This window comes from Streptomyces paromomycinus (genome assembly GCF_003865155.1).
GTDB classification, from domain to species: domain Bacteria; phylum Actinomycetota; class Actinomycetes; order Streptomycetales; family Streptomycetaceae; genus Streptomyces; species Streptomyces chrestomyceticus.
The window spans coordinates 8,958,924-8,985,820 of sequence record NZ_BHZD01000001.1 but is presented as its reverse complement, the minus strand read 5'-3'; the positions used below and the strand labels follow the sequence as shown (position 1 = coordinate 8,985,820).

General features: G+C 72.4%; 23 protein-coding genes. 8 read left to right on the top strand and 15 right to left on the bottom strand.

Features of this window, described 5'->3' with window-relative positions; all coding sequences use genetic code 11:
* Positions 1 to 24: 24 nt before the first annotated feature.
* The 3 genes from OEIGOIKO_RS38155 to OEIGOIKO_RS38145 all read left to right on the top strand — a co-directional run bounded on the left by OEIGOIKO_RS38155 (position 25) and on the right by OEIGOIKO_RS38145 (position 3,372).
* Positions 25 to 1,515 (top strand): selenium-binding protein SBP56-related protein, encoded by a 1,491-nt coding sequence (locus OEIGOIKO_RS38155; protein ID WP_125057880.1) that lies wholly within the window; start codon positions 25 to 27, stop codon positions 1,513 to 1,515.
* Between the two features lie 130 nt (positions 1,516 to 1,645).
* Positions 1,646 to 2,494 (top strand): nucleotidyltransferase domain-containing protein, encoded by an 849-nt coding sequence (locus tag OEIGOIKO_RS38150; protein ID WP_125057879.1) that lies wholly within the window; start codon positions 1,646 to 1,648, stop codon positions 2,492 to 2,494.
* 161 nt (positions 2,495 to 2,655) lie between these two features.
* Positions 2,656 to 3,372, top strand: coding sequence for an alpha/beta hydrolase (locus OEIGOIKO_RS38145; RefSeq protein ID WP_125057878.1), 717 nt, complete (start codon positions 2,656 to 2,658; stop codon positions 3,370 to 3,372).
* A 499-nt stretch (positions 3,373 to 3,871) separates the two neighbouring features.
* Here the strand turns inward: OEIGOIKO_RS38145 and uriT are convergent, their stop codons facing one another.
* The 8 genes from uriT to OEIGOIKO_RS38105 form a co-directional block, all read right to left on the bottom strand.
* On the bottom strand, positions 3,872 to 5,311 hold the full coding sequence (gene uriT / locus OEIGOIKO_RS38140) for a uridine transporter UriT (protein ID WP_125057877.1): 1,440 nt from the start codon (positions 5,309 to 5,311) through the stop codon (positions 3,872 to 3,874).
* Positions 5,308 to 6,255 (bottom strand): uridine-preferring nucleoside hydrolase UriH, encoded by a 948-nt coding sequence (gene uriH / locus OEIGOIKO_RS38135; RefSeq protein WP_125057876.1) that lies wholly within the window; start codon positions 6,253 to 6,255, stop codon positions 5,308 to 5,310. The genes uriT and uriH overlap by 4 nt, the downstream gene beginning before the upstream one ends.
* Positions 6,256 to 6,630: 375 nt before the next feature.
* Positions 6,631 to 8,196 (bottom strand): ATP-dependent DNA ligase, encoded by a 1,566-nt coding sequence (locus OEIGOIKO_RS38130; protein WP_125057875.1) that lies wholly within the window; start codon positions 8,194 to 8,196, stop codon positions 6,631 to 6,633.
* A gap of 69 nt (positions 8,197 to 8,265) precedes the next feature.
* The gene (locus OEIGOIKO_RS38125; RefSeq protein WP_125057874.1) at positions 8,266 to 9,165 is read right to left on the bottom strand and encodes a carbohydrate ABC transporter permease; all 900 of its coding nucleotides are present in this window, start codon (positions 9,163 to 9,165) and stop codon (positions 8,266 to 8,268) included.
* The gene (locus OEIGOIKO_RS38120; RefSeq protein WP_125057873.1) at positions 9,162 to 10,043 is read right to left on the bottom strand and encodes a carbohydrate ABC transporter permease; all 882 of its coding nucleotides are present in this window, start codon (positions 10,041 to 10,043) and stop codon (positions 9,162 to 9,164) included. The genes OEIGOIKO_RS38125 and OEIGOIKO_RS38120 overlap by 4 nt, the downstream gene beginning before the upstream one ends.
* A 58-nt stretch (positions 10,044 to 10,101) precedes the next feature.
* Positions 10,102 to 11,442, bottom strand: coding sequence for an ABC transporter substrate-binding protein (locus tag OEIGOIKO_RS38115; protein WP_170251970.1), 1,341 nt, complete (start codon positions 11,440 to 11,442; stop codon positions 10,102 to 10,104).
* A gap of 35 nt (positions 11,443 to 11,477) precedes the next feature.
* Positions 11,478 to 12,311 (bottom strand): PfkB family carbohydrate kinase, encoded by an 834-nt coding sequence (locus tag OEIGOIKO_RS38110; protein ID WP_125057871.1) that lies wholly within the window; start codon positions 12,309 to 12,311, stop codon positions 11,478 to 11,480.
* Positions 12,312 to 12,401: 90 nt separating this feature from the next.
* Positions 12,402 to 13,430, bottom strand: a complete 1,029-nt coding sequence (locus OEIGOIKO_RS38105) for an SIS domain-containing protein (protein ID WP_125057870.1) — start codon at positions 13,428 to 13,430, stop codon at positions 12,402 to 12,404.
* A gap of 157 nt (positions 13,431 to 13,587) precedes the next feature.
* Between OEIGOIKO_RS38105 and OEIGOIKO_RS38100 the strand changes: the two genes are divergently transcribed.
* Both OEIGOIKO_RS38100 and OEIGOIKO_RS38095 read left to right on the top strand, forming a co-directional pair.
* Entirely contained in the window at positions 13,588 to 14,661 is a 1,074-nt protein-coding gene (locus OEIGOIKO_RS38100) for a LacI family DNA-binding transcriptional regulator (protein WP_125057869.1), read from the top strand.
* Positions 14,658 to 15,146 (top strand): hypothetical protein, encoded by a 489-nt coding sequence (locus OEIGOIKO_RS38095; RefSeq protein WP_218040033.1) that lies wholly within the window; start codon positions 14,658 to 14,660, stop codon positions 15,144 to 15,146. Before OEIGOIKO_RS38100 ends, OEIGOIKO_RS38095 begins: the two co-directional genes overlap by 4 nt.
* On the opposite strand, the gene OEIGOIKO_RS38090 is transcribed toward OEIGOIKO_RS38095, so the two are convergent.
* The 3 genes from OEIGOIKO_RS38090 to OEIGOIKO_RS38080 form a co-directional block, all read right to left on the bottom strand.
* Positions 15,131 to 16,009: a helix-turn-helix transcriptional regulator gene (locus OEIGOIKO_RS38090; protein WP_125057868.1), complete on the bottom strand. Its 879-nt coding sequence runs from the start codon at positions 16,007 to 16,009 to the stop codon at positions 15,131 to 15,133. The two genes, OEIGOIKO_RS38095 and OEIGOIKO_RS38090, sit on opposite strands and share 16 nt — an antisense overlap.
* Positions 16,010 to 16,155: 146 nt before the next feature.
* Positions 16,156 to 16,482, bottom strand: a complete 327-nt coding sequence (locus OEIGOIKO_RS38085; RefSeq protein WP_125057867.1) for a YkvA family protein — start codon at positions 16,480 to 16,482, stop codon at positions 16,156 to 16,158.
* 209 nt (positions 16,483 to 16,691) lie between these two features.
* Positions 16,692 to 17,840 (bottom strand): acyltransferase family protein, encoded by a 1,149-nt coding sequence (locus OEIGOIKO_RS38080; protein WP_246177826.1) that lies wholly within the window; start codon positions 17,838 to 17,840, stop codon positions 16,692 to 16,694.
* Between the two features lie 504 nt (positions 17,841 to 18,344).
* Here OEIGOIKO_RS38080 and OEIGOIKO_RS38075 point away from each other — a divergent pair.
* Complete coding sequence (locus OEIGOIKO_RS38075) at positions 18,345 to 19,256, top strand: trypsin-like peptidase domain-containing protein (RefSeq protein WP_125057865.1); 912 nt, start codon at positions 18,345 to 18,347, stop codon at positions 19,254 to 19,256.
* A gap of 39 nt (positions 19,257 to 19,295) precedes the next feature.
* On the opposite strand, the gene OEIGOIKO_RS38070 is transcribed toward OEIGOIKO_RS38075, so the two are convergent.
* Together OEIGOIKO_RS38070 and OEIGOIKO_RS41965 are read right to left on the bottom strand one after the other, a co-directional pair.
* On the bottom strand, positions 19,296 to 21,122 hold the full coding sequence (locus tag OEIGOIKO_RS38070; RefSeq protein ID WP_125057864.1) for an asparagine synthase-related protein: 1,827 nt from the start codon (positions 21,120 to 21,122) through the stop codon (positions 19,296 to 19,298).
* Positions 21,123 to 21,128: 6 nt separating this feature from the next.
* Complete coding sequence (locus OEIGOIKO_RS41965) at positions 21,129 to 21,269, bottom strand: lasso RiPP family leader peptide-containing protein (RefSeq protein WP_170251969.1); 141 nt, start codon at positions 21,267 to 21,269, stop codon at positions 21,129 to 21,131.
* A 215-nt stretch (positions 21,270 to 21,484) separates the two neighbouring features.
* On the opposite strand from OEIGOIKO_RS41965, the gene OEIGOIKO_RS38060 reads away from it, so the two are divergent.
* Positions 21,485 to 21,823, top strand: a complete 339-nt coding sequence (locus OEIGOIKO_RS38060; protein WP_125057862.1) for a hypothetical protein — start codon at positions 21,485 to 21,487, stop codon at positions 21,821 to 21,823.
* A 54-nt stretch (positions 21,824 to 21,877) separates the two neighbouring features.
* Here OEIGOIKO_RS38060 and OEIGOIKO_RS38055 read toward each other — a convergent pair whose 3' ends face one another.
* Together OEIGOIKO_RS38055 and OEIGOIKO_RS38050 are read right to left on the bottom strand one after the other, a co-directional pair.
* Positions 21,878 to 22,687: a DeoR/GlpR family DNA-binding transcription regulator gene (locus OEIGOIKO_RS38055; protein ID WP_125057861.1), complete on the bottom strand. Its 810-nt coding sequence runs from the start codon at positions 22,685 to 22,687 to the stop codon at positions 21,878 to 21,880.
* Positions 22,688 to 22,718: 31 nt separating this feature from the next.
* Complete coding sequence (locus tag OEIGOIKO_RS38050) at positions 22,719 to 23,771, bottom strand: NAD(P)-dependent alcohol dehydrogenase (RefSeq protein ID WP_125057860.1); 1,053 nt, start codon at positions 23,769 to 23,771, stop codon at positions 22,719 to 22,721.
* Between the two features lie 502 nt (positions 23,772 to 24,273).
* Between OEIGOIKO_RS38050 and OEIGOIKO_RS38045 the strand changes: the two genes are divergently transcribed.
* Entirely contained in the window at positions 24,274 to 26,709 is a 2,436-nt protein-coding gene (locus tag OEIGOIKO_RS38045; RefSeq protein WP_125057859.1) for a PP2C family protein-serine/threonine phosphatase, read from the top strand.
* The last annotated feature ends 188 nt before the right edge of the window (positions 26,710 to 26,897 follow it).

The following is a 26,897-nucleotide window of genomic DNA, read 5'->3' as shown; positions in this document are numbered from 1 at the left end:
CACGGAGCCGAGGAGAGCCACAAGATGACCACTTCCGATCACGCCGGTCGTACCTCCCCCAGCACTCACCCCGACGGCACCGACCACCCGCGGCACACCGCCGAGGCGCACCCCTCGGGCCACCCCGACCCCACCCTCTACCGCACGCCCTCCGAGGCCGTCACCGCTCCCCCGGAGAAACTCGCCTACCTCGTCGGCTTCGACCGCTCCGCCCGGCGCCCGGACGCGCTGATCGTCGTGGACACCGACCCCGCGTCGAGTTCGTACGGACGGGTGCTGCACCTCGCCGACGTACCCGGGCTCGGCGACGAGCTCCACCACTTCGGCTGGAACGCGTGCTCCAGCGCCCTCGCCCATGAGGGACACCACCAGCCCGAACGTCGCTACTTACTGGTGCCGGGACTCCGCTCCTCCCGGCTGCACGTGTTCGACACCCGCCCGGACCCGGCCCGCCCCCGCCTCGTGAAGGTGATCGAACCCGCCGAACTGGCCGACGCGGCGGGCTATTCGCGGCCGCACACCCTCCACTGCGGGCCCGGCGGCGTCCTGCTCTCCTGCCTCGGCGGCGCGCACGGCTCCGACGGTCCCGGCGGCGTCGCGCTGCTCGACCACGAGACCTTCGAGGTCCTGCGCGCCTGGGAGACGGACCGCGGCCCGCAGCGCCTGGCCTACGACGTGTGGTGGCACCTTCAGCACAACATCGCGGTGACCAGCGAGTGGGGCACCCCGTCGATGGTCGAGAACGGCGTCGACCCCGAGCTGCTGCTCGGCCGCGCGTACGGCCACGCGCTGCACTTCTGGGAGCTGGACTCCGGCCGCCACCTGCAACGCCTCGACCTGGGCGACGAACATCAGATGGTGCTGGAACTGCGGCCCGCGCACGACCCGGCGGCGACGTGGGGCTTCGCGGGCGTCGTGGTGAGCGTGGCGGACCTGTCGGCGTCCGTGTGGAGGTGGCACCGCGAGGACGACGGCCGGTTCACGGCGCACAAGGTCATCACGATCCCGGCGGAGCCCGCCAAGGAGGAGGAGCTGCCCCCGGCCCTCAAGCCGTTCGGCGCGGTGCCGCCGCTGGTCACCGACATCAATCTGTCGGTGGACGACCGCTGGCTGTACGTGTCGGCGTGGGGCACCGGCGAACTCCTCCAGTACGACGTCAGCGATCCCGCCCACCCCCGTAAGACCGCGTCCGTACGGCTCGGCGGCATCACCGCCCGGCAGCCGCACCCGGCCGCGCCGGGCCTGCCGCTGACCGGCGGCCCGCAGATGGTCGAACTCAGCCGTGACGGACGCCGCGTCTACCTCACCAACAGCCTGTACGGATCGTGGGACGACCAGTTCTACCCCGACGGCATCCACCCCTGGCTCGCCAAACTCGACGCCGACCCGGAGCGCGGCGGCCTCGCCCCCGACCCCCGTTTCTTCCCGCACGGCGAGGACTTCCGCGGGCTGCGCGTCCACCAGACGCGCCTCCAGGGCGGTGACGCGTCCTCCGACTCGTACTGCTACCGCTGACCGCGGCCGTCCGGTGAGCGGGCGCACGGATTCCGCACCGGAACCGTTCGCCCGCCACACGCGTGACACGGGACACGGGGCACTCGACCGGAACCACCGCCGCGGCCGGCGGACGGGAGGACACAGGACCATGCACGGTGAATCGGGCAGCGCGCGGAGACGTGTGGTGCACCCCTCGGTGGAAGCCGTGGTGCGCGCCTTCCTCGCGAGCGCGGACCGGACGCGTCCCGGCCTCGTCGAAGGGCTGTATCTGACCGGGTCGCTCGCCCTGGGCGATTTCCGGCCGGGGCGCAGCGACGTCGACTTCGTGGCCGTCACCGCACAGCGCCTCTCGGCGGCGGACGTCACGGCGCTCGGACAGGCGCACGCCGAGACGCGCGCCCAGCGTGCGCGCCCGTACTTCGACGGTGTCCACGTCACCTGGCAGGACCTCGCCGCGGGACCCGCCTCGTGCCCCGCCGTGCCGTACACCCTCCGAGGGAAGTTCCGTACGGACGACGCCTTCGAGGTCAACCCGGTGACCTGGGCCGTCCTCGCGAAAAACGCCGTACCGGCACGCGGTCCGGTGCCCGGCGGCTTCGAGGTCGGCGTGGACCGGGCCGCCCTGCACGACTGGACGCTGGGGAACCTCGACGGCTACTGGCGGCGCTGGCACACCGCGCACCGCGCACCGCTGTCCCTGACGGGGCTGGCCGCACTGAACGGCCGGGCGACGGCCTGGGGAGTGCTCGGCGTCAGCCGTCTCCATCACACGGCGGCCACCGGGGAGATCGTCTCGAAGGGTGCCGCGGGCCGCTACGCCCTCAAGACGTTCGCTCCCGAGTGGCACCCGGTGATCGAGGAGGCCCTCCGCCTGCACGGCTCCGTCACCGCGCCCCCGGCCGCTCCCTCCCGTCCCCTGCGCAACCCGTTCGCCCGTCGCAGAGCCGCCACGGACTTCGTCGCGATGGTGGTCGAGGACGCGACGTCGGCCGGCTGAACCGACGGCTCCGAAGGTGTCGGAACGCGCGGCCAGGGCGTGCGCGATGTCGGATTCGCACACGTCGAATGCGCTGGCGCGGGGCTCCGTACGTCGTGTTGCATGCTGCTTCGGAAGCCGTCGAGAAGCCTCCCCGACCGACCGTCAGGAGTCGCACCGTCATGTCCACCGCCGCAGCCCGTCCGTCCTTCCTGCTCGTCCACGGCGCCTGGCACCGGTCCAGGTGCTGGTCCGCCCTCCAGGACGCCCTCGCGGCCGACGGCTTGCCGTCCCACACCGTCGACCTGCCCAGCTCCGGCCCGCAGGCCGTGCCCACCGCCGGTGTGTACGACGACGCCGAAGCGATATCGGCACGGCTGCGCGAGATCGAGGGCCCGGTGGTCGTCGTCGGCCACTCCTACGGCGGCATCCCCGTCACCGAGGCCGCCGTCGGCCATGCGCACGTCACCCACCTCGTCTACCTCACGGCGTACATGCCGTCGGAGGGCGAGTCGCTCGGCAGCCTGCACGGTCGCGACGCGTCCAAGGGCGTGGACCTCAAGGGCGTCCAGCCGCCCATCTTCGAGGACCCGCGTGCGTCGCTGTACGGGGACGTGCCGGACGCCGTGGCCGAGCGGGCCGTCGGCCACCTTGTCGAGCAGAGCCGGCGGTCCTTCCAGGAGCCGGTGACCCGGGCGGCGTGGCGCACCGTGCCCTCCACGTACGTGATCTGCGAAGGCGACCAGGCGCTCCAGCCCGCCATGCAGACGAAGATGGCCGCGAACGCCACCCGCGTCGAACGGCTCGGCACCGGCCACTCCCCCTTCCTGGCGGCACCCGCCGAGCTGGCCGCCCTGCTCGGGCGGATCGCCACCGCTCTCCCGGGGCAGCGCGCCTGAGGTCCGTGGAACGATGCTCAGCGGGTCCGGGTCACGGACACCGCGCTCTGGGCCAGGAGGCACGGCGTCCCTACGGTGTGCCCCGTGGACCGGGGGACTCTCGCGGGTACTGCGCTCGGTGCCCTTCTCTGCGTCAGTACGACCCTCCTGGGCGAACGGTCGCGATGGCATCGGGAGCACGCGTCCCGCGAACGAGCCGCGAAGCAACAGCTGTAAGCGAATACCTCGCGGCACTCTGGCTCACGAGGCACCGGCTACGAGATCTGCAGCGCAGCACGGAACTCACAGCGCAGCACGGAACTCATCAGGGAGGAACGCCGCGAGCGGTCCGGGGACGTCCTCGGGGCCGCCAACGCCTTCCAGCTTCTCTCTCAGATGCGCATCATGACGCCCGAGTCTCTCGATGCCGCGGAAGGCCCCCGCCACATACGACGGCCCGGTCTCTCCTCGCGTCTTCGGGCGAGGGGAGACCGGGCCGTCCGGTGCCGCTCAGCGGCGGTCACTCGTGCGCTTCGGCTGCCACCGGTTTCGGGATCAGGAACGACACCACGAGGGCGACGGCCATGATGACGACTCCCGCGATCATGCCGGCCGTGTAGCCCGAGGCGGACGACGGGTCGTCGGCCGGTACGGCGGTCTTGACCGCGTACAAGGCCGCGAAGCTGAGACCGGAGCCGAGGTTGAAGGCACCGGCGTTCAGGCCCGGCAGAAAGCCCGGGTTCTCCTTGGGCGACAGCACGATGCCGAGCCCGTTGAGCACGATGTTCGCCACGCCCGCGTAGGTGATGCCCACCAGGATGGAGGCGGCCAGCAGCAGCCCCTTGGAGTGGGCGGAGAGCGTGAGAATCATCAGGACGACGGTCGCCGCCGCGCCGACGAGGCCCAGCCGCAGGATGCGCCCGTACCCGAACGTCGCCGCCAGCCGGCCGGCGATCGGGCCCATGGCGAGACCCGCGATGGCGTACGGCGTGAGCGTCCACCAGGCGGACTGCTCGGCCGACATGCCGAGCCCGGCCTGCGCGTCCTGCGCGAAGGCGGGGATGAGCCCGTTCATGACGGCGAAGACGCCCGTCATCGTCAGCATCGTGGTCAGCAGTGTCGCCCAGGTCGAGCGCTGCCGCAGGTGCCTCGTTGCGACCAGGGGGTGCCCGGAACGGTCCTCGGTGCGCCAGAACAGCCAGAACGCGACCGCCGCCACGACCACCAGGACCGCGATCAGCGGCCAGTTCGCGGCGGCCAGCTTGCCCGCCTCGTTGAGCGCGACGAGCAGCGAGCCGACCGACACGACGAGCAGCAGGACGCCCGGCCAGTCCATCCGGTGGCTGTCGGGGGCCTTCGACTCCGGCGCCATGACGGCGACCAGGGCGGCGGCGATCGCGGCGACGACGGCCATGGCCCAGAAGACCGCGGCGAAGCCGTGCCGGTCGGCGAGGTAGCCGCCGGCGAGCGAGTCGATGCCCGCGATGCCGCCGTTGACCGCGGTGATCACGCCGAGCAGCGTGCCGTACCGCTTGGGCTCGGTGACCTCGACCCGCAGCATGATCAGACACAGCGGGACGGTCGGCCCGGACACGCCCTGGATGACGCGGCCGACGAACAGCATCGGCACGCTCTGCGCCAGTGCCGCCACGATGCAGCCGACGACCATCAGGGCCATCATCCCGGCGAGCACCTTGCGGCGGCCGACGATGTCGCCGAGCCGCGGCAGGAACAGCGAGAACAGCGCCGCGGAGGTGAAGAACGCGGTCTGGGTGATCCCGATCTCGGCCGAGGTGGCGCCGAGGCTGTCCTCGATGCTCTTCAGCGCGGGACTGAGCATGCTGGCGTTGAGCTGGAAGGCGACACAGGCCGTCAGCAGCGCCGTGACCAGCACGCCGATCCGTACGGAACGCCCTGGGCCGGTCGTTTCGGCGGGCCGGGCGGTGTGCGGCGCGCTCATGCCTCGACGTCGCCGATGCGCTCCAGGGCGTCCACCACGAGGTTCCAGAACCGCTCGTGGTCGAGCTTGACGGCGACCTGGGTGCGGCAGTCCTCGGGGATGGGCCAGCGGAAGTCGGTGACGGTCATGCCCATGGTGAGGCCGCCGGTCAGCTCGATGTCCACCGGGGCCTTGCGTACGGTCATCACGTCCGGGTCGATGACGTAGGCGACCGCGCACGGGTCGTGCACCGGCGGGAACTCGAAGCCCTGGTTCTCCCGGTAGGCGTCGCGGAAGAAGTCCAGCAGTTCCAGGACGAACCGGGCGGGCTCGGTGCCGACGTCGGCGATCTTCTTGGTGACCTCGGGGGTCGCCAGCGCCTGGTGCGTCAGGTCGAGGCCGACCATGGTGACGGGCCAGCGCTCGTTGAAGACGATGTGCGCGGCGTGCGGGTCGATGACGATGTTGAACTCGGCGACCGCGCTCCAGTTGCCCTCGTGGAAGCCGCCGCCCATCAGGACGACCTCGCGGACGCGCTCGGCGATCCGGGGCTCCTTGCGCACGGCGAGCGCGATGTTGGTCAGGCCGGCGGTCGGGACGATGGTGATTTCGCCCGGTTCGTGCGACATGACCGTGTCGATGATGAGGTCGACGGCGTGCCGGCGGTCGAGCTCGAAGTTCGGCTCGGGCAGGTCCGGGCCGTCCAGTCCGGTGTCGCCGTGGATCTCGGGCGCGTTCTCGATGGTCCGGACGAGGGGCCGCGGGCTGCCGGCCGCGAAGGGCACGCCGGTGATACCGGCGATGCGGGCCACGGACAGCGCGTTGCGGGTGACCTTCTCCAGGGTCTGGTTGCCGACCACGGTGGTCACGGCGACCAGGTCGATGTCGGGATTGCCGTACGCCAGGAGCATGGCGATGGCGTCGTCGTGCCCGGGGTCGCAGTCGAGAATGATCTTTCTGGCCAACGGAAGAGCCCCTTTGCTCAGCTGAAGGTGTTGAAGTGGATCTCTTGGTGCACAGCTGTGAGGGCTGTTACCGGAAGAGCGCGGACGGACGGCGGCGCACCGGGCCCGGCGGACGGGGCCTGCCACGGCTGGTGCTACCGGGCACCTCCCCTTCGACACGGTGCGGGTAATCGATTTCACGGAGGCGTCGCCGCCACCCAGGGCCCTGACCAGCGGTCGGGGCCCTGTCCCGTCATAGTGCCAGAGCAATCGGGCAGGGCGGACATCCGGGCCGCCGCCGGGCCCCGTTCGCCTGCCGCCGGGCCCTCGCCCGCCCGGCGGCCACCCGGATCAGCGGTCGCGGCCGGGCCCGCCGGGGCTTCCGGCCCGCCGGACTCACCCGTCCCCGGCCGCGTCCGTCCCCGGCCGCTCGTGCGCGGCCAGGACCGTCTCCACCGTGTCCGCCTCGGCGGCCGTCTTGTCTTCGCGATAGCGCAGCACCCGGGCGAACCGCAGCGTCACGCCCGCCGGGTAGCGGGTCGAGGTCTGCAGCCCGTCGTACGCGATCTCCACAACCAGCTCGGGGCGTACCGTCACGACGTACCCGCTCTCGTCCACCGCCAGCTCGCGCAGACGTTCCGTCTGCCAGGCCAGCATGACGTCGGTGAGCCCCTTGAAGGTCTTGCCGAGCATGACGAACGTGCCGTCCGGGCCGCGCGCGCCGAGGTGGAGGTTGGAGAGCTTGCCGGTACGGCGGCCGTGCCCCCATTCGGCGGCCAGCACCACCAGGTCGAGCGTGTGCACCGGCTTGACCTTCAGCCAGGCGGCGCCCCGGCGGCCCGCGCTGTACGGGGCGTCCAGCGCCTTGACCATGACTCCTTCGTGGCCGCGGCGCAGCGTCTCGGCCCAGAAGTCCTCGGCAGCCCGGCGCGCCTCGGTGTCGGCCGGGTCCTCGACCACCGTCCGGCGCACCCGGCGCTCCTCGGGGACCAGCCGGACCAGTTCCGCGTGCCGCCGGTCGCCGGGCAGGTCCAGGAGGTCGTGGCCGTCCACGGCGAGGACGTCGAAAAAAACCGGGAACAGCGGCAGCGCGGCCCGTGCGGCGGCCACGTCCACCCGCGAGCCGAAGCGGCCCGCGATCCGCTGGAACGGCAGCGGGCGCCCGTCGTCGCCGAGCGCGATCACCTCGCCGTCCAGGACGAAGCAGGGTGCTTCCAGGGCGAGCGCGGCCTCGGTGATCTCGGGCAGCCGGTCGGTGACGTCGTCGAGGGTGCGGGTGTAGATCCGTACGTCCGTGCCGTCGCGGTGCACCTGCACCCGGATGCCGTCCAGTTTTTCCTCGACGGCGCACCGCCCGGCCTTGTCGACCGCCTCGGCCAGGGACTTCGCGCCGTGCGCCAGCATCGGCCCGACGGGGCGGCCCACCGTCAGCCGGAACTCGGCCAGCGCCGAGGGCCCCTCGGCGAGCAGGCCGCGGGCCACCTCCTCCAAGGAGCCGGCCAGCATCACGGCCCGCCGTACGTCCGCGACGGGCGCCTCGGCCGCCGAGGCGATCGCCTCGGCGGCGACGGCGTCCAGTGCGCCCTGCCGTACCTCGCCGGTCAGCAGCCCGATGAGAAAACGTTGCTCCTCCGCCGTCGCCGCCCCCAGCAGCTCCTGTACGAGGCGGCGCCGCTCGGCCTGCGAACCGGGCCCCGCGACGGCGGCCAGCGCGGTCAGCGCCGTGTCGGTGCCGAGCACGGTCAGCGTGTCGGTGTCCGCGGGCGGCACCGGGTCCCGCAGGACGCTCCAGCCGACCCCGATACGGCCCTGCGGCAACCGCCCGGCCAGGTAGGCGATGGCCACCGGCGCGTCGTCGGGCTCGGCCTGGCGGAACAGTTCGGCCAGCAGTTTGATCTTCTGGGACCGCGCCGAGGTGGCGGCGACCTCCCCGGACACATGGGCGAGACGAGCCAGCAGCATGCAGCCATCCTGCAACGGCACCGCCTCCCCCGCACGATCACCGGCGCCGACGCCCTGCCGCTGCCCCGCTCACTTGCCGATCCCCTCGGACAGCCCGCGTACGAAGTGCCGCTGCGCGACCAGGAAGATCACGATCATCGGGAGCGCGGCGATGGTCAGGCCCGCGAAGAGCACCGGCCAGTCGGAGTTGAGGCGCCCGGCCATGTCGGCGAGCCCCACGGGCAGCGTCTTCAGGTGGCCGTCGGTGATGAAGACGAGCGCGAAGGCGTACTCGTTCCAGGAGAAGAGCGCCTGGAGCAGGGCCGCGGAGACCAGGATCGGCCGGGCCATCGGGACGACTACCCGCCAGAAGATCTGCCGGCGGCCCGCCCCGTCGATCAGCGCCGCTTCCTCCACCTCCACCGGCTGGCCCAGCAGGTAGGCCCGGATCAGGAAGGTGGTGAAGGGCACCTTGAACGCGGTGTAGAGGACGATCAGCGCCCCGTACGTGTCGTAGATGTGCAGCGCCTGGAGGAGCTGCGTCAGCGGGACCAGCGCCACGGTCGGCGAGAGCATCATGGCGCCGAGGACGAGCAGCAGTGCAGGCTGGGAGAAGGGCATGGCGAGCCGGGTCAGGCCGTACGCCGCCCAGGCGCTGATCAGGACGACGGCCAGGACGCTGGCGGCGGTGACCAGCACGCTGTTGAGCAGGTAGCCCAGCACCCCCTGATGCCACGCGTCGGCGTACGTCCCCCAGTCGGGGTGCGCGGGCAGTCCCCACGGATCGGAGAAGATCTCCCCGTTCGTCTTGAGGCCGGACAGGGCCATCCAGCACAGCGGGTAGACGACCGCCACGGCGAGTGCGGCGAGTCCGCAGTACGTGAGCACGCGCAGCACGACCGAGCCGGAACGGGCGGGCCTGCCGCGGCATTCGCCGGGCGCGGCCGGCGGGGCCTTCGCCGGTGCGGGCTCGTGCAGGGTCAGGGTCATGCCGCTACCGCCTTCCGGCGCGAGTGGAGGAGCTGGACGGCACCGGCCACGAAGGTGATGGCGAACATGACGGTACCGACGGCCGCGGCGTACCCCATGTCGTCTCCGGTGAAGGCACTGGCGTACAGCCAGGTGCCCAGGGTCTGGCTGGAGTTGGAGGGCCCGCCGCCGGTCATCACCATCACCTCGTTGAACACGAGGAACGCTCCGGAGACGGTGAGGATGACGAGCAGGGTCGTCATCTCGCGGACCATCGGGACGGTGACGGCGAAGAAGGTGCGGACGCGGCCCGCGCCGTCCACGGTCGCCGCCTCGTACAGCTCACGCGGAATCCGCTGGACGGCGACGGTCAGCAGCATCGTGGTGTAACCGAAGGACTGCCACTGGCTCATGGCCACGACGCCCCAGATGGAGGTGGCCGGGTCGCCCAGCCAGTCGTGCGCGAAACGGCCGAGCCCCAGGCCCTCCAGCGCGCTGTTGAGCAGGCCCGCGTCCGGCTGATAGAGGAACTGGAAGAGCAGGCCGGCGACTGTCATGGAGACGGCTGCGGGGATGAAGTAGACGGTGCGCAGCAGCCCGCGCAGCCGCCGCCCGATGAGCCCTTCGAGGACCGCGGCCAGCACCAGTGCCGCCCCCACCTGGAAGATCACCGACGTGACGGCGTAACCGAGGTTGTTGGCCAGTGCTTTCCAGAAGACCGGGTCCTGGAGGGCCTGCCGGTAGTTCTCCAGGCCGACGTAGCGCATGCCGGGCTGGAAGACGCTGAACTTGAAGAGGCTGAGCCGGATGTTCTCGACGATCGGGTAGTAGACGAACAGGGTGATCAGGGCGAGGGCGGGGGCGGCGTACAGGGCGTGGCGGAATCGGCGTCGCTGCATGGCGGTGGCACCTCCTTCGGGAAGCGGGAAGCGGGAAACGGGCCTACGGGGCCGGGGATCAGTCGCGGACGCGGAACCGGTGGGCCTGCCGCGCACCCTCGCGTACCTGGCGCACCGCCTCCGCGGCACTGCTGCGGCCCCCGAGGACGGCTTCGGCCGCCGAGAGGTACGGGTTGACGATCTTGTCGTCGGCGCGGGTGTCGAGCCACAGCGCCATGTCCTTGGCGGCGAGGGTGCGCTGCGCCTCGGGCAGTCCCTTCAGACGGGCGGCGTCCGCCGTGCCCCTGACCGCGCTGAGCCAGCCCAGGTCGCGCACCACCTTGCGGGCCTGGTCCGGGCTGGTGAGGAACTTCAGGAAGTCGACGGCGAGCGCCTTGTTCGGGGAGGAGTTGGCGACGAGCAGCCCGTCCGCTCCTCCGGCCACGGCACCGGCCGAGCCCGCGGCGCCCGGCACGGCGGGCATGGTGAAGAAGTCCCAGTCCGCCGCGAACTTCGCCGGGGCGCCGCCCTTGGTGCTCAGGTAGGAGAACTCCAGCGTCTCCAGGTACTGCATCGCCGCCTTGCCGTACAGCAGCCGGGTCTGCGCGGACTCGTGGCTCATGCTCGTACCGGACGGCCCCATGCAGTGCTTCCTGAGCTGGGCGAGGTCGTCGAAGGCGCGCTCGTAGCCGGGGTGGGTGAAGGCTTCCGTACCTCCGTCACCGTCGTAGTCCCTGGCCAGGACGGCGGGCGGTACCTCCATCGCGTTGAACTGGGTGAGCAGGTGGCCGGCGGGCCAGCCGTACTGGTTGCCGAAGGCGAGCGGGGTGCGGCCCGCCGCGGAGATGCGGTCGCAGGCCGTCAGCAGTTCGGGAAAGGTCCGCGGCTCCCGGGGGACGCCGGCCCGCGCGAAAATCTCCTTGCTGTACGCGAAGACCTTGGCGTCCATGTCCAGCGGCACCCCGTACCGGCGCCCGCCGAAGGTGAACGCGTCCAGCGCGTCCGCCTCGAACGACCGGCCCCACGCGGTGCCGTCGAGGGGTTCCGACAGGTCGGCGGCGAGCCGGCCGTCGGCGAACTTCCGCGCGTACCGGCCGGGCCAGGCGAAGTAGATGTCGGGCATCTTCCGGGAGGCGGCCAGCACCGCGATGCGGTCCTTGTACGGCTGGTCGCCGACGGCCTGGAGGTCGATGCGCACGCCCGGGTTCCGGCGCTCGTACTCACGGACCGCCGCCTCGAAGTACGGGGCGTACTCCGGGTCGGCCCACTTCTCCAGGACGGTGAGGTGCCCGCGCGGCGGCCCGTCGAGGGCGAAGTCGTTCGGGGTGACGCGGACGGGGGCCTGTCCGCATCCGCTGACCAGCAAGGTCAGCAGGATGACGAGCAGGCGGCCGGCGACGGTGGCGGGAGTGCGGCGCATCGGCTCTCTCCTGGCGGGGAGTTCTGGCGAGGCGGTCAGGGACATCGGGACGGGTCGCGGGGGTGCGCGCCGTCCAGGGCGAGCGGCCGGCCGAAGGCGCCGGGCAGGGTGCAGACGGCCGCCGCGTACGTGGCGGCGTACCCGGCCGCGTCGGCAAGGGGACGGCCCCGGTGGAGGGCGAGGTGCAGGGCGGCGATGAAGGAGTCGCCGGCGCCGAGGGTGTCGGTGGCGCGGACGGGCACCACCGGCTGGTGGTGCGTGGTGCCCTCGTACGACAGGTACGCGCCTCGGGCACCGCGCGTCACCACGGCCAGCTTCGCGCCGAGGCGGTGCGCCGCGGCCAGCAGCCCGACGGCCTCCGCGTCGTCCGCGCCGGGCCGCGAGAGGACGGCACCGCGCACGAACGGCAGCAGCGGCTCGGCGTAACTCCACTCCCGGTCCGAGAAGTCGAAGCTCACCGGGCAGGCGGCGGCCAGCCGCGGCAGCTGCTCCTCCATGCCGCTGCAGTCGCCGGTGTGCACCAGGTCGAAGCCGCGCAGCCAGCGCAGGTCGGCGTCGTCCGGGGTGAAGAGGGAGATCGTCTCGTCGCAGTCGCCGAAGGTGCGGTTGCCGTGGCGGTCGATGTGGACGGTGGCGTAGGCGTTGGGCCCGTCGGCGATACGGGACCGTTCCGTCGATACGCCCTCGGCCGCCAGCGCCGCCCGTACGTGCCGGCCGGCCGCGTCGCTGCCGGTGACGCCGAGGTACGCGGCCTCGGCACCGCAACGTGCCGCGTGCACCGCGACGTTGAGGGCGTTGCCGCCCGGGTACATCAGTCCGCGCCGGGGGTAGCGATCGACGACGTTGTCGCCGAGTCCGCAGATGCGCATACCGCTCTTTCCTCCAGTTGGCTCCGGGGGCCCGGCCCGGCCCGGTGCACGTCGACGCGCACCGGGCCGGGCGGCCGCGGCGGCGCGGACTCAGTACTCGACCTGGAACATGTAGCGGCGCTTGTCGAGGTCGTGGCCGCGCACGGACTCGTAGTGCCGGGCCAGCCGGGTGCCGAAGACGTCCAGCGCGATGGGCGTGATGTCACCCCGTACCGCCTCCGGCACGCCGGGCAGCGAGAAGAGCCGGGAGTCGACGTAGTGGGCCTTGCGCGTGTACTTGTCGAGGAACGCCTTGGTGCGCTCGGCCATCGGGCGGGTGGCGTCCTCGCCGAGGAAGAGGATCACCGGCTGGTCCTCGGTGACGACCTCGAAGGCGCCGTGGAAGAACTCACCGGCGTGGTAGCTGCCGCCGTGCTTCCACTGCATCTCCATCAGGTAGCACATGGTGAATCCGTAGCCCGCGCCGTAGTTGGGGCCTGCGGAGAGCACGTACGTCACCGGTTCGTCGGCCAGCGCGGTGGCGATGGAGTGGGCGAGCGCCTCGCCCTCCTCCTGGGCGGTGTAAAGGGCGTCGGGCAGCGCTTCGTACGCCTTGCGGACGGCCGCGTAGTCGCCCTTCACACCCGTGCTCTCCAACAGCGCGTACGCGAGCTGACCGAAGAGGACGCCCTTGGGGGCGACGACGGTGTCCTCGCTGCGGTACGTGAAGGCGATGTCGGCGGCCTGCGCCAGGGGGCTGTCGTCGTCGCGGGTGAGCGCGGCGACCCTGGCGCCGGTGGAGCGGGCGTAGTGGGCCGCTGCGACGGTCTCCTTGGTGGTGCCGGTGTGCGAGGAGACCAGGACGAGGGAGCCTTCGCCGAGCAGCGCGGGCTTGCGCAGGTTGAACTCGTCGCTGTTCATGTGGAAGACGGGGAATCCGGCGCGGGTCTCCAGGAGGAAGTGCACCGGGTAGGAGGCGGTGAGCGAGCCTCCGCAGCCGACCAGGAAGACATTGCGCAGTCCGGCCGCGACGGCCTCGGCCACGAAGGCGCGGGCCGTCCCGTGCTGGCTCAGGGCGAAGGCCACGGCCTCCTTGAAGTCCTCGGTGATGGGCTTGAGGGGCAGGGTTGCGGTGGTCACGCGGGTCCTCTCCGAGCAGGTTGGGAACGTTCCCACAACGGGCCGGGAACGCCCCGCGACGCGATTGTGGGAACGTTCTCATCGGAATGCTGGGAACCTTCCCACCGCCCTCGGCGGAGCGTCAATACCCCTGCACAGCCGATAGCCTGGCGAGGCCATGACGACGAACCGACGCAGCGGCCCGCACCGGCCCGCCACGATCCCCGACGTCGCCCGCGAGGCGGGCGTCTCCCGGTCCACCGCCTCCCGGGCCCTCGCCGACTACGGCTCCGTCAGCCCCGAGGCGCGCGAACGCGTACGGGCCGCCGCGCAGAAACTCGGCTACCGCCCCAACCAGCTCGCCCGGTCCATGATCACCGGCCGTACGCACACGCTGGGCGCGGTCGTCGCCGACATCCAGAACCCGTTCTTCGCGGGCGTCACCCGCGGCATCACCGACGCCGCCCGCGCCGCCGGCTACCAGGTCCTGCTGGCCAACACCGACGAGGACCCGGCCGCCGAACGGGCCGCCGTGAAAACCCTGCGCGACCGGCACGTCGACGGCCTGATCGTCTCCCCCGCCTCCACCACGGACACCGCCCACCTCACGGCCGCGCACACCGGCGGCTGCCCCGTCGTCCTCCTCGACCGGCGGGTACCCCGCCTCGACCTGGACTCCGTCACCGTCGACAACCACGGCGCGGCACAGGACGCCGTACGCCGCCTGCTCGCCGTGGGACACCGGCGGATCGCCCTGGTCAGCCTGGTCGGCAACGACGCCGCCGACGACCCGGTGGACCCCGGCTCCACCGGCCTCGCGCGCATGGCGGGCTACCGCGCCGCCCTCCGCGAAGCAGGCATCGACGACACGGGGACGTATCTGCGCACCGGCGCCTTCCACGGCCAGGACCCGGCCCTCCTCGCCCGCGACCTGCTGGACTCCCCCGCACCGCCCACCGCGGTCTTCGCCACGGACAGCCTGGTCGCGCTCGGCGTGCTGTCCGCCGCACGCGAACTGAGCCTGCGCGTCCCCGAAGACCTCTCCGTGATCACCTTCGACGACACCGACTGGGCCCGCGCCGTACGCCCCCGCATCAGCGTCGTGGCCCAGCCCGTCCAGGAACTCGGCGCCCAGGCCGTACGCGCCCTGATCGCCCGCGTGGAGGGCGGCACGCACCCCCCCGAACACACCACGCTGCCGACGGAGTTCATCGAGCGGGAGTCGGTGGCGCGAGCGAGGAACAGGGCGTGAAGCACGACAAGTCCGGCGTCCGCCCCGTGGACGAAGCAGCCGCCCGCCTCCAGGCAGAGCTGCACGCCGTCACAGGCCGGACCGCACCACTCACCACCGCGGCCGCGGAACAAGCGTGGCGCGCCTATATCCGCTTCGCCCGACAATGCTTCGCCACCCCGGCGACGCCCGATGCCGACAGCCTGCTGTTCGAGTACGGCACCTTCGCCTTGGACGGTCCGCCCGCGTTCACACTGGACCTGTCCCGACAGTTCGAGGTCGAGGACGAGGACGGCGAGCACGATCACTACGTACAGGTGCACTGCGCACTTCGGTACGCCCCTGCCCCCGGACTGCGCACTCTCGGCCACTTTGGTTCATGGTTCGTCTTCGGCTCGGACGGCGATGTCGACCGGTGGGCCCACGAGGTGAGAAGCCAGGCCGTGTGGAAGACCGTCCGCGACCACGAACCCACCACGATCGCGATCTCTCAGGAGCGGGTGTGACCGCCGGCGTCGGCACGGTGACCGGACCCCGCCCCGGTGTCGCGTCGGGTGGCATGGAGGGTGCCGAGGAGGCCGAGGGCCTGGGCGCTCGGGCTGCCCGGTTCGGCGTGGTAGATGACGAGTTGCTGGCCGGGGGCGTCGCGGACGTCGAAAGCCTGGTAGGTGAGGGTGAGGGGGCCGACGTCCGGGTGCAGGAGGTGCTTGGCGCCCTGGGTCTTGCCGCGTACGGCGTGGGCGTTCCACAGGCGGGCGAAGTCCGGGCTGTGTCCGGAGAGGGTACGGACGAGTTCGCGCAGCCGGGGATGGTCCGGATCGTGGCCGGTCGCCTGGCGCAGGCCGGCGACGGTGGCCTCGGCCGCCGCGTTCCAGTCCGCGTGGAAGCTCCGGCCCGCGGGGTCGGCGAAGACCATACGGGCCAGGTTGTCCGCCGGCCGGAACGGGGCGAAGAGGGCCTCGGCCAGGGCGTTGGCGGCGAGCAGGTCCAGGGTCGGGCTGAGCACGAAGGCCGGGGTGCCGGGGTATCCGTCCATCAACTGACGCAGTGCCGGGGTGACCGTCCGGGCGGCGTACGGAGAAGGCCGGTCGGCCGGGGCCGCCCCGGCCAGCCTGTACAGGTGCGTCCGGGCGTCGGCTCCGAGACGCAGCGCGCGGCTGAGGGCGTCGAGCACCTGCGGTGAGGGGTTGCGCTCACGCCCTTGTTCCAGGCGGGTGTAGTAGTCGGCATTCATTCCGGACAGGACGGCGACCTCTTCGCGGCGCAGTCCGGCGACTCTGCGGGTCCCGTAACTCGCCATGCCGATGTCCTCCGGCCGCAGCCCGGCGCGGCGCGCGCGCAGGAAGTCTCCCAGGTGGTTGTCGTCCATATGGCAAGGCTAGGCGGGGGTTCGGCGTGCTGCCTGGGGGTGCCGTACCCAGGCAGCGGACATCCTGGCCGGTGACGCCGTACGGGCGGGCCTCGGTGCACCCGATGCGCCGGGCCTGCGAGGCCGCATCGGACGCTCGCCGCACCTCAGGCTTCCGCCTCCACCTCCGGCGCCGCCGTGGACCGCTTCCCCTTGCCCGCCCCCGAGGCTTCGGCCGCCGCCTGCAACGACCGGAGGGCCAGCAGGAGCACGCCGATGTCGTCGAGCAGGACCGGGTCCGGCAGCAGGTCGACCGGGGAGATCACGTAGAGCAGCGCACCCCAGTACGCGAGCTTGTTCTCCAAAGGGACGCCCGCGTCGCGCAGGGCGTGGCGCGCGCGGACCACCTTGACCAGGAGCACGATCGCCGCGCCGACCATCGCCGCGAGCAGGACCGCCAGGATCACCACGATCACCCACATCTCACCGCTCATCCCTGACGTCTTCCCTCCGTCGCGTGGGGAATGCCGGTCGGCACCGGCCTTCTTCGTCCGGCGCCGTCGGCACCCGCTTCAACGAGCGGCGAAAGGAAAGGAAACGAAAAGGCGTAGGTGAAACGGGACGGGTTAAAAGGTGCAGGGGAGGACGTACGGGATGGGCGGGGCGGGAGTTCTCTGCGAGTCGCCGCGGTCTCCCCGGACCGTCAGCGCAGCAATTCCGCGTCCGGTTTCCGCTCCTCGCGCACGATGTCCCTGCTTTTCTCCGCCGGCGGCACGGAAGCTCCGGCCACTTTCGCCCGCGAGTGGAATCGCATTTCTTCCACGCTTTTCTGCATGGACGTCCGGAGTTTCCGGCCCAGCGGCCGTTCGACGAATCGGTGCACCAGCCAGGAAAGAGCCAGCATGAGAAGGACGATGCCCGGCAGCAGGGCCAGAGCGGGAACACGGTCGCGCAGCAGGTCGATGAGGGTGAAACCCACGTACATGTGGAGCAGGTAGAGCGGATACGTGAGCGATCCGGCCGTGGACAGCCAGCGCCACTGGAGTCTGTCGAACCACCCGAGCGCGATGGCGGCCATCAGCGCGAAGGCCGCCAGGACGGCCAGCCGTACCGGCCATCCCTGCGCCAGGTCCGCCTTCGCCCCGAGATTCATCACCAGCCGGCCGTGCAGATAGTGCTGGGCCAGCAGGAAGGAGACCGCCACGATCGCCCACAGCAAGGCGGTGGGCCGGAACCGGTGCATGAGGTAGAAGGCGATGCCCGCGATGAAGTACGGGGAGTACGGCGCGATCGCCCACACCGAGAGCAGGTCGCTGTTGGACTTCAGCGCCACCACCCCGGCCACGGTCCACAGGCCGCAGAAGAGCACACAACGGCGGTACGTGACCCCGCGGAAGACCACGACGGCGAACAGCAGGTAGAACTTCAGCTCGATGAACAGCGTCCAGTACGCGTCGTCCACGTCGGGCACGCCGAGTCCCTGCTGGAGCATGGTGAGGTTCGTCAGCACCGTCTCCCAGTTGTCCGCGCTGCGGACGTTCGGCCACACCGTCAGGACCGCCGCCGTCAGCAGCACGGCGACCCAGTAGGCCGGATAGAGGCGGGAGACGCGGGATGTCACGAAATCGCCGAGCGAACGCCCCCAGGCGCTCATGCAGATGACGAACCCGCTGATCAGAAAGAAGACTTCGACGCCCAGCCACCCGTACTCCGACAGGTGGTAGACGAGCGGGGAGAATGCCTGCGGATCGTCACCCCAGCCGTCGCGCAGGGTGATGTAGTGATACGCCAGGACCATCAGGGCGGCCAGCAGCCGCAGCCCGTCGAGGACCCGCAGTCTGGGCCGCCGCACCTCTCCCTGCGGGCCGGGAGGGTGTGGGGGCGCGGCGTAAAGCATCCGGGTCCTTAACGACGGTGCGGCGGCAATCTGTCCGAGTTTTACGGTAAACAGCGGAAAATGCGCGAACGGATCGCGGAGTTTAGCGTACGACACCTCGCCTGCCTCATGTCCACAACGCCCGCGAACTTCCTGGACTTCGGCCGCGGTGCAGGTCGACGAGGTATCGCCAGGTAACGCCGGACGACGCGCGCCGCGTTTGTGAGAAACGCATGAGAAAACGCGGCGGCAGCCAACCGTCCGGATGCGGGAGGTGTCAGGTTCGGGGGTTCGGTCCGGATTCGTCCCCCGTCCCTCGTCCCGCCGTTGCCCCCACTCCCGGCCGTCCCGCCCACCCGGCACATCCGAACAACTTTCCGCCGGTTACGGCGAACTTGTTGCCAGCAGCCCCCGTTGCCCCAACAATGCGCACGTCAAAGCCGAAGGAACTTCGGCCACAGATTCTGAGAGGACCCCCACATGAGAAGCCCTCTCGTCGGTGCCCTGGCCACGGCCGTCCTGGGTACCGCCGCCCTCGTGGGCACCGCCGGAACCGCCGGTGCCGCCACACCCTCGGACGCCGCCGGGCACACGGCGGCACCCTCGCTCCAGCGCACGACGGACGTCACGCTCACCGGAGCCGGTGCGGCGGCTCCCCGGGCGGTGTCCTTCGCCGGCACGGTGGCCCTCAGCAACTGCTCGGGGGCGATCGTCCGGATGCCCACCTCGACGGACAACGACCCGGCCCTGGTCATGTCCAACGGCCACTGTCTGGAGAGCGGGATGCCCGGTGCGGGCGAGGTCGTCGTCGACCGGCCGTCCAGCCGCAGCTTCACCGTGCTCAGCGCCTCGGCCGGCAACCTCGGCACGGTGCGCGCCACCAAGATCACCTACGGCACGATGACCGACACCGACGTCTCGATCTACGAACTCTCCTCCACCTACGCCCAGATAAAGCAGCGCTACGGCATCAAGGCGCTGGACATGGCCACCACGCACCCCGTGAAGGGCGCCGCGATCAGCGTCGTCTCCGGTTACTGGAAGAAGACCTACAACTGCAACGTGGACGGTTTCGCGTACCGGCTGAAGGAGGGCGACTGGACCTGGAAGGACTCGGTCCGCTACACCGCCCCGTGCAAGGTCATCGGCGGCACCTCGGGGTCGCCGGTGGTCGACGTCGCCTCCGGCAAGGTGGCGGCCGTCAACAACACGATCAATGAGAGCGGTCAGCGCTGCACGATGAACAACCCGTGCGAGGTGGACGCCAACGGCCAGGTGAGCGTACGCCGGGGCATCGGCTACGCCCAGGAGACGTACGAGATACCCAAGTGCTTCGGCACCGGCAACAAGCTCGACCTCGGGCGGCCGGGCTGCGTCCTGCCCAAGCCGTGACCCCCGGCCGGCGGGCGCCCCGGGTGCCCGCCGGTCCGGTCAGCCGCCGGGCGGCCTGATGGCGTGCCGCAGCCAGACCTCGCAGGCCAGGGTGTTGTCCAGGGCGCGCATCACGTCCGGCGGCAGGTGCGGACGGGCCAGGCCGGCCGCGAGGGCCGCGGTGTCCAGGAGCCCGGCGCGGGCCAGCCGCGACTCGTTGAACAGCTCGGCGAGCGCGCCACGGTTGCGGCGCAGGGCGAAGTAGAAGTCGGCGGTGTACTCGCCCTTCGTGGACCGCGCCAGCAGGTCGTCGGGGACGACGCCCCGCATGGCGGTGGCGAGCACCGGCTTGTAGCGGTCGGGGGCGCCGCGGTCGGCGACCCGTACGGACAGCGCGGCCTCGATCACGCTGTCGTCCAGGAAGGGCGCGGCATACGGGAGTCCCAGCCCGGTCGCGGCCTGGTCGACCTGCCGGAACGCGCGGCCGCACATCTGCACACCGGCCAGCGCGGCGTGCTGGCCACGCTGTGCCGCGAGTGCCTCGGGGGCGTCGGCGGCCGCTTCGCGCAGGAGGGACCGGACCGCGCCGACCGCTGCCGAAGTGGCCCACGGCGGCATGGGCGAGAACGTCCCCCAGGCCGTGCCGGACATGAAGCGCGCGGGAGGCGGCTTCGCCGGGTCCGGGACGAGGTGATCGGCCCAGGCGGTCAGCCATCGGCTGAAGGTGCTGCGGTCCGCCAGTCCGCGCAGCAGCGGCAGCAGGGGCCGAGGTCGGGCCGCCCGTTGTCTGCGTACGCGGCCGGGCACGGACCTCGGGTGGCGGCGCAGCACGTCGTGCAGGTACGGCGGAAGGGCGGCGAACAGTTCGTCCCCGCCGCCGCCCGAGAGGTGCAGCGCCGACCCGCGCGCGGTCATCAGCCCGGCCAGGGTGGTGAGTTTGGCGCTGTCCCGAACCCAGACGCCCGGCTCGTCCCCGGCCCCGTCCAGGCCGTCCATGCCGCTGAACCACAGGGGCGCGCCTGCCCGGCCGGGCAGGACGTGCTCGGCGCCGGGGAGCCGGGCGGTCGCCCGCGCGGCCCAGGCGGCGTCGTCGTTCGCCGGATCGACGCTCTCCCAGCGGAAGGTGACCAGGCGGGCCGGTCCGCGCGCGGCGAGGAAGCACAGGCTCGTGGAGTCCATCCCGCCGGAGAGGTCCGAGCTGACGGTCTTGTGTTCGGCGGTGCAGGAGTCCACCGCGGCGGTCAACGCCCGGCGTACCGCGTCCGCTCCCTGAGCGAGCGGGAGTTCGGGGTCCGGCGGGGTCCACCACCGCCGGGCGGTGGCCCGGCCGTCCGCCTCCAGCAGCAGGCCGTGGCCGTCGCGTACGGCGTGGACTCCGCGCCACAGGCAGCCGCCGTCGGCGAGCGGATACGGAGGAGGTGATGCCAGCAGGCGGAGCGCCAACTGGCGTTCGTCCACGGGCGCGCCGCATGCCGACGCCAGGACGTCGGCCCGGCTCGCCGCCACCGTCACACCGCCGACTCGGGCATGGAAGACCCGGCGTACGGACGAGGCGCTGCCGCGCACCCGGACCCGGCCGCCCGCGGAGAGCACCGCGTGAAAGCTGCCCGCGAGCCCGGCGAGCGCGCCCTCGGCGCCGGTGATGTCCCGGATCCGGCGCAGCCGGTCCGTCAGCGCGTCGACGGTGACCGGGCACCGCCCGATCACCGCCAGCCGCGCCGTGCCCACCGCGGCGGTCACCAGCTGACCGGCGGGCCAGCTGCCCACCAGCCACGGGCGGCCGGAGTGGTGGGAGACCACCTCGGTCGCGCCGGACCGCAGCACGCTCGCCGCGGCCGGTGCGTTCTCGCCGTCGGGGAGGACCGCGAACCACATGTCGTCGGTCAAGTCCGGTCAGCCCGTCGGCGGGATCTGCCAGTACCAGGGGGCGTAGCCGCCCTCGAAGAACGTGCCGACGTCCGAACCGAGCGTCAGCCCGGCGAAGTCCCCGAGCTCCTCCACCACGGGCGGCTCGTACACCAGGTCCGCTTCCATGGCGCTCCCCTCTCCGCGCGGCGCCCCGGCTTCCCGACCGCTTCGGGACCGCCGGGCCCTGCGCGCCCAGGGCCTGCCCAGCGCCGCACCGCCGTACGCCGGACGGCGGCCGTCTTCACCCGGCGGAGTGACGTGGCCGGGGACGCAGGCGAAACGCGCGCCGGGCCCGGTGGCGCCCCCGCCGGAAGCGGGGTGCGGTGTGGCACCGTCGGACCATGAACGCGGCATCCGACATCCGGTCCCAGGCCACCACCCTCACCCGCGACCTCGGCGGGCCGTGGCAGCCGGACGACGCGGACCGCAACCTGGCCCTGGCCCTGGTGCTCGCCCGTGACGACAACGGCGGCCGGCTCACCGCCCCCGTCATCACCCACATCCTGCTCAGCGCTTCCTGGGGCCTGAAGCCCATCGGTGCGATGTACCAGCTGCTGGCCTGTACCGCCGACGTCCTCGACGACCCCGCGCAGCGCGACTCCGACACCGGCCGGGAAGCACTGGCCGAGGTCAACCGTCTGCTCGACACGGTCGCCGCCCTTCCCCCGGACGGCATCTGAATCCCGTGAACCGGCGCCTACGGCACCATCTGCCGCATCCGGCCGGGCCCGGTTTCACCCCGCGCCCGGCTCGACGACCCGGACGGCGGCGCCGGTGGCCCGCAGGGCCGCGAGTTCCGCGGCGGGGGCCGCGCTGTCGGTGACGACCGTTCCGTAACGGGCGGCGGTGCCGTACGCGTACGTGGCCCGCCTGCCCAGCTTCGAACTGTCCACCACCAGGGCGGCCCGGTCGGCTGCGGCCAGCATGGCTTCCTTGACCTCGGCGTACTCCCGCAGCGGATGGAAGAGGTGCCCGTCGAGGACGGCGGTGGCGGACATCAGCACCAAATCGGCGTGGCGCCGGGCGAGACCACGGGTGACGTCCGGGCCGGTACAGGAGTTGAACTCGCTCTGGTACCGGCCGCCGAGCAGCGTGACGTCCACGCCGGGTGCCCCGCCCAGGCGCTGCGCCAGGCCGACGGAGTTGGTGACCACGGTGAGCCGCGCGTCCCGGCCCCGCCAGGCCAGCATCCCGGCCAGCGGGTAGAGGGTGGTGGAGTCGTCCATCAGCAGGGTGCTGCCCGGCGTGATCAGGCCGGCCACCGCCGCGCACAGCGCCGTCTTGGCCGCCAGGCCGGCGCTCTCCCGGAAGCGGGTGGCGGTCTCCATGGTCAGCGCGGGGAAGGCCACCGCCCGCCCCCGCTCCTTGCGGAGCAGCCGGCGTCCGGCGAGGTCGTCCAGGTCGCGGTGCATCGTCATCAGACTGACGCCGAAGCGGTCGGCGAGCGCGTCGATACGCAGGGCGCCTCGGTCGGCGACGTACCGCAGGACGTCCTGCCGCCGCTGTTCGACGGCGGCCTGTGACAAGCGTGCCTTGGCGGGCATCCGGCGTTCCTTCCCTCCGTGGCCGCGGCGGTCAGCCGGGCAGCGGACACACCAGGGGCTTGATCGTCGTACGGTCGCGGGCGGCCGCGGTGAGGGCCTGTTCCGCCTGCTCCAGGCCGTAACGGTGGGAGACCAGCCGGTCCAGCCGTACGTCGCCCGAGGCGGCCAGGGCGATGGCGGCGGGCCAGGTGTTGGCGTACCGGAAGGTGCCGGTGACCTCGATCTCGAAGTTCTGCACATGGGCGAGCGGCAGCGGCACGGTGTCCCCGCCCATCCCCACCAGCACCGCGCGGCCGGCCCGGCCGACGGCCCGGATCGCCTCGTCGGCGACGGCCGGGACGCCGGAGCACTCCAGGAGCACGTCGGGGACGTACCCGGTGTCGGCGAGCCGGGCAGTCCGTACGTCGACGGTGTCGGTGGCCCCCAATTCGCGGGCCAGCGCGAGCCGTTCGGGTGCGATGTCGGTGACGACGACCTCGGTGGCGCCGAAGGCGCGGGCCGTCTGGACGGCGACCAGGCCGATCGGCCCGGCGCCGGTGACCAGCACCCGCGAACCGGTGCCGACCCGCCCCTTGCGCGCCGCCCACACACCGACGGACAGCGGCTCCAGCAGGGCCGCGGTCTCGGCCGTCAGCGCGTCCGGGACGGGGTGGGCGAAGTGCTCGTCGATGACGACGTATTCGCACAGGGCGCCGTCGACCGGCGGTGTCGCGTAGAAGGACACGTCGGGGCACAGGTTGTAGCGGCCGTGGCGGCACTGCGTACAGGTGCCGCACGGGATGCCGGGTTCGAGCGACACCAGTTGTCCCGGCCGGTGCAGGCAGGCGCCAGGCCCGAGGGCGGCGACGGTGCCGCCGGGTTCGTGGCCGAGCACCATCGGGGCGCGGACGACGAAGTCACCGATCCGTCCGTGCTCGTAGTAGTGCACGTCGGAGCCGCAGATGCCGACAGCTTCGACGCGGACCAGCACCTGCCCCGGCCCGGGGACCGGCACGGGCCGCTCCTCGATCCGCAGGTCCTTCGGCGCGTGCAGTACGGCGGCGCGCATGGTCGCGGGTACGTGGGCGGGCAGCGGAGCGGGCATGGGCGGGCGTCCCTCGGGAGTCGGCGGGCGGCATCGCGCGGATGACGGCGGACGGCTTGTGCGGCAGAGGCCTGCTGCATTGTTAACACATTTTGCGTGAAGTTGGCGAGAGGGAGGGAGTCGCACGGGCCGGCTCGGCCCGGCGTCCCTGCCACCGGCACCCCGTTCCCGGCACCTCGGTCTCCACTGCCGCACCACGGAGGGCCGATCGATTTCGGTCAGTGGCCGCTCGCCTCCTTGCTCTTGGAGGCAGTACGGCAAAGGCATGGGTCATTACCGGCCACTTCTCACGGTGATCGGATGGGCGCTGTTGAATATCAGCCGTCATGAGGCAGGCTCCCCCGACCGGTCGCGTGCGGGTGCCTTCCGTACGCCGTCCGCGGCGACCGCGGGGCGGGCGCGGGTGCCTTCGAAGAGGCGACGAGGTGCCATGGTCCGGTGCGACAACGGCGTTGCCGGTTCCCGGCCGGAGAAGGGCGGTCCCCCACGGGGGAGCGAGCCGATGACCGGGGCTGTGCCGAGTGCCGCGCGCGTCGCGGAACTCCTCGTCCGGCATCTCGGGTGCGACGCGGCGCAGGCCCGTGCCTGCGCGAGCGGGCTGCTCGGACTGCTGGAGGCTCCCGCGGCGACGGCCGGAGAGACGGTGCGCGACGCGGGGGCGCGGGGAGGGACCGCACGGGTCCGGGGCGTCGCCGATGCGGGCCTCCCTGGCCAGGCGGTGGCCGTCCCGGCGCGTTCCGGTGCCGGAGCCGTTCCCGGTGTCCCGGAGAACGGCTCGGCTGCCTCCGCCGGAACGGTGCGCGGCACCGGAAGCCTGACCGGCGACGCGGAGCACCGCGCCCTGCGGGCAACCCGGGCCGACGGCCGTGCCGGAACGGTCCAGCACAGCTCCGGCCCCTCCCACGCCCCCGGCATCAGCCGCGGCCCGACCGACGGCGCCGTGGAACTGGCCACCGCCCCCGGCCCGGCCGAACTGGCGCAGCGGCTCTACGAACGGGTCGAACCCTCGGGCGCCACAGCGGTGCTGCTGGCCGTCCTCGACATGGAAGGCGCGCTCCGGTTGACCGGAGCCGCCGGCCCCGCCGCGCGGACGGACGGCGACTGGTCGCAGATGCCCCTGCACCGCATCCTCCCGCTGGCCCGCACGGCCAGGACGGACCACCATGTGTGGCTCGACGACGAGGCCGGCGGCCGCACACTGAGCTGGATCTCGGCCAGGAGCGACGCGCCGGACGCGCCCCACGCCGCCGGAGTCCGGAAATCCGCCACCGGCACGGGAGCGAGGACGGGCGCCGGCGCCAACGCCCTGGTCTGCGTCGTCAGCGTCATCAGGCCGGGCTCCGCGCCCACGGCCCCCGCGGCCCGGGCGCGGCTGGAGGCCCTGACGGACTGCGCCGGACGGCGGCTGCGCGGACTGGCCGCCCTGGGACTGCCGGACGACGGCGTGCGGGCGGCCTGGCTGGGCGCGGCCCTCGACGCCGTCCCCGTACCGGCGGCGCTGCTCTTCCCGGTACGCGACCCGCTCGGCCGGGTGGCCCAGTTCACCGTCGACCGCTGCAACGCGCACGCCACCGGCCTCCTGGACCGTACGTCCGAGCAGATCACCGGCAGCCGCCTGCTCGACGTCTTCCCCGGCATGCTCCTCTCGGGGATCTTCGACGCCTGTGTGACGGTCCTGGAGACCGGAGAGCCGCTGGACCTGGACCCGTTCCCGTACGAGGAGCCGCGGCGGGGCGTCCTGCATCCGGCCCTGCTGAGCGTACGGGCCCGGCGGGTGGGCGGCGGGCTGCTGGTGAGCTGGCAGTTCCACGACGAGCAGGCGCGGCTGACGGCCCGCATCGACGACGCCGAGCGGCTGGCCGATCTCGGCTGGGCGGAGTGGAACCTGGCCACCGGCGAGGCCACCTGGTCACGGCGGATGTACGACTTCTTCGGCCTCGCCCCGGGCAGCGGCCCGGTGTCGCTCGGCGCGCTCTGCGGGTACGTCGTCGAGGACGACCTGCCCGCCGTCGTCCGGGCCGTGCAGTCGCTCTCCCGCAACCACGGCCCGGTGTGGTTCGAGGTCCGTACGCGTGCCGCCGGCCGGCTGCGCCACGTGAGCGTCAACGCCGAGCTGGTCCGCGACAGTCTCGGCAATCCGGTGGCGCTGCGCGGGGTCGTCCAGGACGTCTCCCGCGTCCGGCGGGTGGAGGCGGCGCTGGACGCCACCCGGCGGGAGGCCGAACGCCGGCAGCTGCGGATGGCCGAGGAACTGCAACTGGCCCTGCTGCCGCGGGCCCACACCGCCCTGCCGGGCCTGCGCGCGGCCATCCGCTACCAGCCCGCCGAGAACTGCGCCCGCGTGGGCGGTGACTGGTTCGAGGCCACGCCGCTGCCCGACGGCCGGGTGCTGATCGCCATCGGCGACGTACTCGGGCACGGGCTCCAGGCCGCCGCCGGCATGGCGCAGTTGCGCAACGCGCTGCTCGGGATCGCGTACACCGGTGCCGACGCGGCGCGCGTCCTCGAATGCCTCAACCTCGTCGCCTTCCACGGCCACGACGAGTCGCTGACGGCGACCGCCGTCGTCGGTCATTTCGACCCGGTACGGCGCACGCTGTCCTGGGCCCGCGCCGGTCACCCGCCGCCCGTGCTCGTACGCGGCGGACGGGCCACCGAACTGGTCAACGACGACGGGACCACCCTCGGCGCCAGCCTCGACCCCGGCTACGTCTGCAAGACGCTCCCCCTGGCCCCCGGCGACCGCCTGATCCTCTACACCGACGGCCTGGTGGAGCGCCGCGCCGACCGGGCCGGCAACCGCGAGGACCTGCTGCTGGCCACCGCCCGCCGAGGTGCCGCCGGCAGCCCTGAGGAGCACCTGGAGACCCTGCTGTCCGTCCTGCACACCAATCCGGAGGACGACACCTGCGTCATCGTCCTCCACGTGGAGAGTTGAGCGCCGATGCCCGCCACCGCCCGCCGTGCCCGGGCTTGGACGCGGCGCGTCGCGGCCCGTCCGGCGGCGGGCGGGGAGAGCCGCGGGGACGGGGACGGCTCCGGGGGCGGAACGCGGGGCAGCCGCGGGGAAGGCCGATCACCGCCGGGGAACCCGCCCTGGCCGGAAGGCGACGCGCCCATGACATC

Coding starts and splice junctions, on each gene's coding strand:
- OEIGOIKO_RS38110 (WP_125057871.1), bottom strand. CDS start 12,311: ATGCGCATCTGCGGACTCGGCGACAACGTCGTCGATCGCTACCCCCGG.
- OEIGOIKO_RS38045 (WP_125057859.1), top strand. CDS start 24,274: ATGACCGGGGCTGTGCCGAGTGCCGCGCGCGTCGCGGAACTCCTCGTC.
- OEIGOIKO_RS38120 (WP_125057873.1), bottom strand. CDS start 10,043: ATGCAGCGACGCCGATTCCGCCACGCCCTGTACGCCGCCCCCGCCCTC.
- OEIGOIKO_RS38115 (WP_170251970.1), bottom strand. CDS start 11,442: ATGCGCCGCACTCCCGCCACCGTCGCCGGCCGCCTGCTCGTCATCCTG.
- OEIGOIKO_RS38090 (WP_125057868.1), bottom strand. CDS start 16,009: ATGGACGACAACCACCTGGGAGACTTCCTGCGCGCGCGCCGCGCCGGG.
- OEIGOIKO_RS38075 (WP_125057865.1), top strand. CDS start 18,345: ATGAGAAGCCCTCTCGTCGGTGCCCTGGCCACGGCCGTCCTGGGTACC.
- OEIGOIKO_RS38085 (WP_125057867.1), bottom strand. CDS start 16,482: ATGAGCGGTGAGATGTGGGTGATCGTGGTGATCCTGGCGGTCCTGCTC.
- OEIGOIKO_RS38055 (WP_125057861.1), bottom strand. CDS start 22,687: ATGCCCGCCAAGGCACGCTTGTCACAGGCCGCCGTCGAACAGCGGCGG.
- OEIGOIKO_RS38050 (WP_125057860.1), bottom strand. CDS start 23,771: ATGCCCGCTCCGCTGCCCGCCCACGTACCCGCGACCATGCGCGCCGCC.
- OEIGOIKO_RS38130 (WP_125057875.1), bottom strand. CDS start 8,196: ATGCTGCTGGCTCGTCTCGCCCATGTGTCCGGGGAGGTCGCCGCCACC.
- OEIGOIKO_RS38145 (WP_125057878.1), top strand. CDS start 2,656: ATGTCCACCGCCGCAGCCCGTCCGTCCTTCCTGCTCGTCCACGGCGCC.
- OEIGOIKO_RS38150 (WP_125057879.1), top strand. CDS start 1,646: ATGCACGGTGAATCGGGCAGCGCGCGGAGACGTGTGGTGCACCCCTCG.
- OEIGOIKO_RS38125 (WP_125057874.1), bottom strand. CDS start 9,165: ATGACCCTGACCCTGCACGAGCCCGCACCGGCGAAGGCCCCGCCGGCC.
- OEIGOIKO_RS38100 (WP_125057869.1), top strand. CDS start 13,588: ATGACGACGAACCGACGCAGCGGCCCGCACCGGCCCGCCACGATCCCC.
- OEIGOIKO_RS38155 (WP_125057880.1), top strand. CDS start 25: ATGACCACTTCCGATCACGCCGGTCGTACCTCCCCCAGCACTCACCCC.
- OEIGOIKO_RS41965 (WP_170251969.1), bottom strand. CDS start 21,269: ATGGAAGCGGACCTGGTGTACGAGCCGCCCGTGGTGGAGGAGCTCGGG.
- uriT (WP_125057877.1), bottom strand. CDS start 5,311: ATGAGCGCGCCGCACACCGCCCGGCCCGCCGAAACGACCGGCCCAGGG.
- OEIGOIKO_RS38060 (WP_125057862.1), top strand. CDS start 21,485: ATGAACGCGGCATCCGACATCCGGTCCCAGGCCACCACCCTCACCCGC.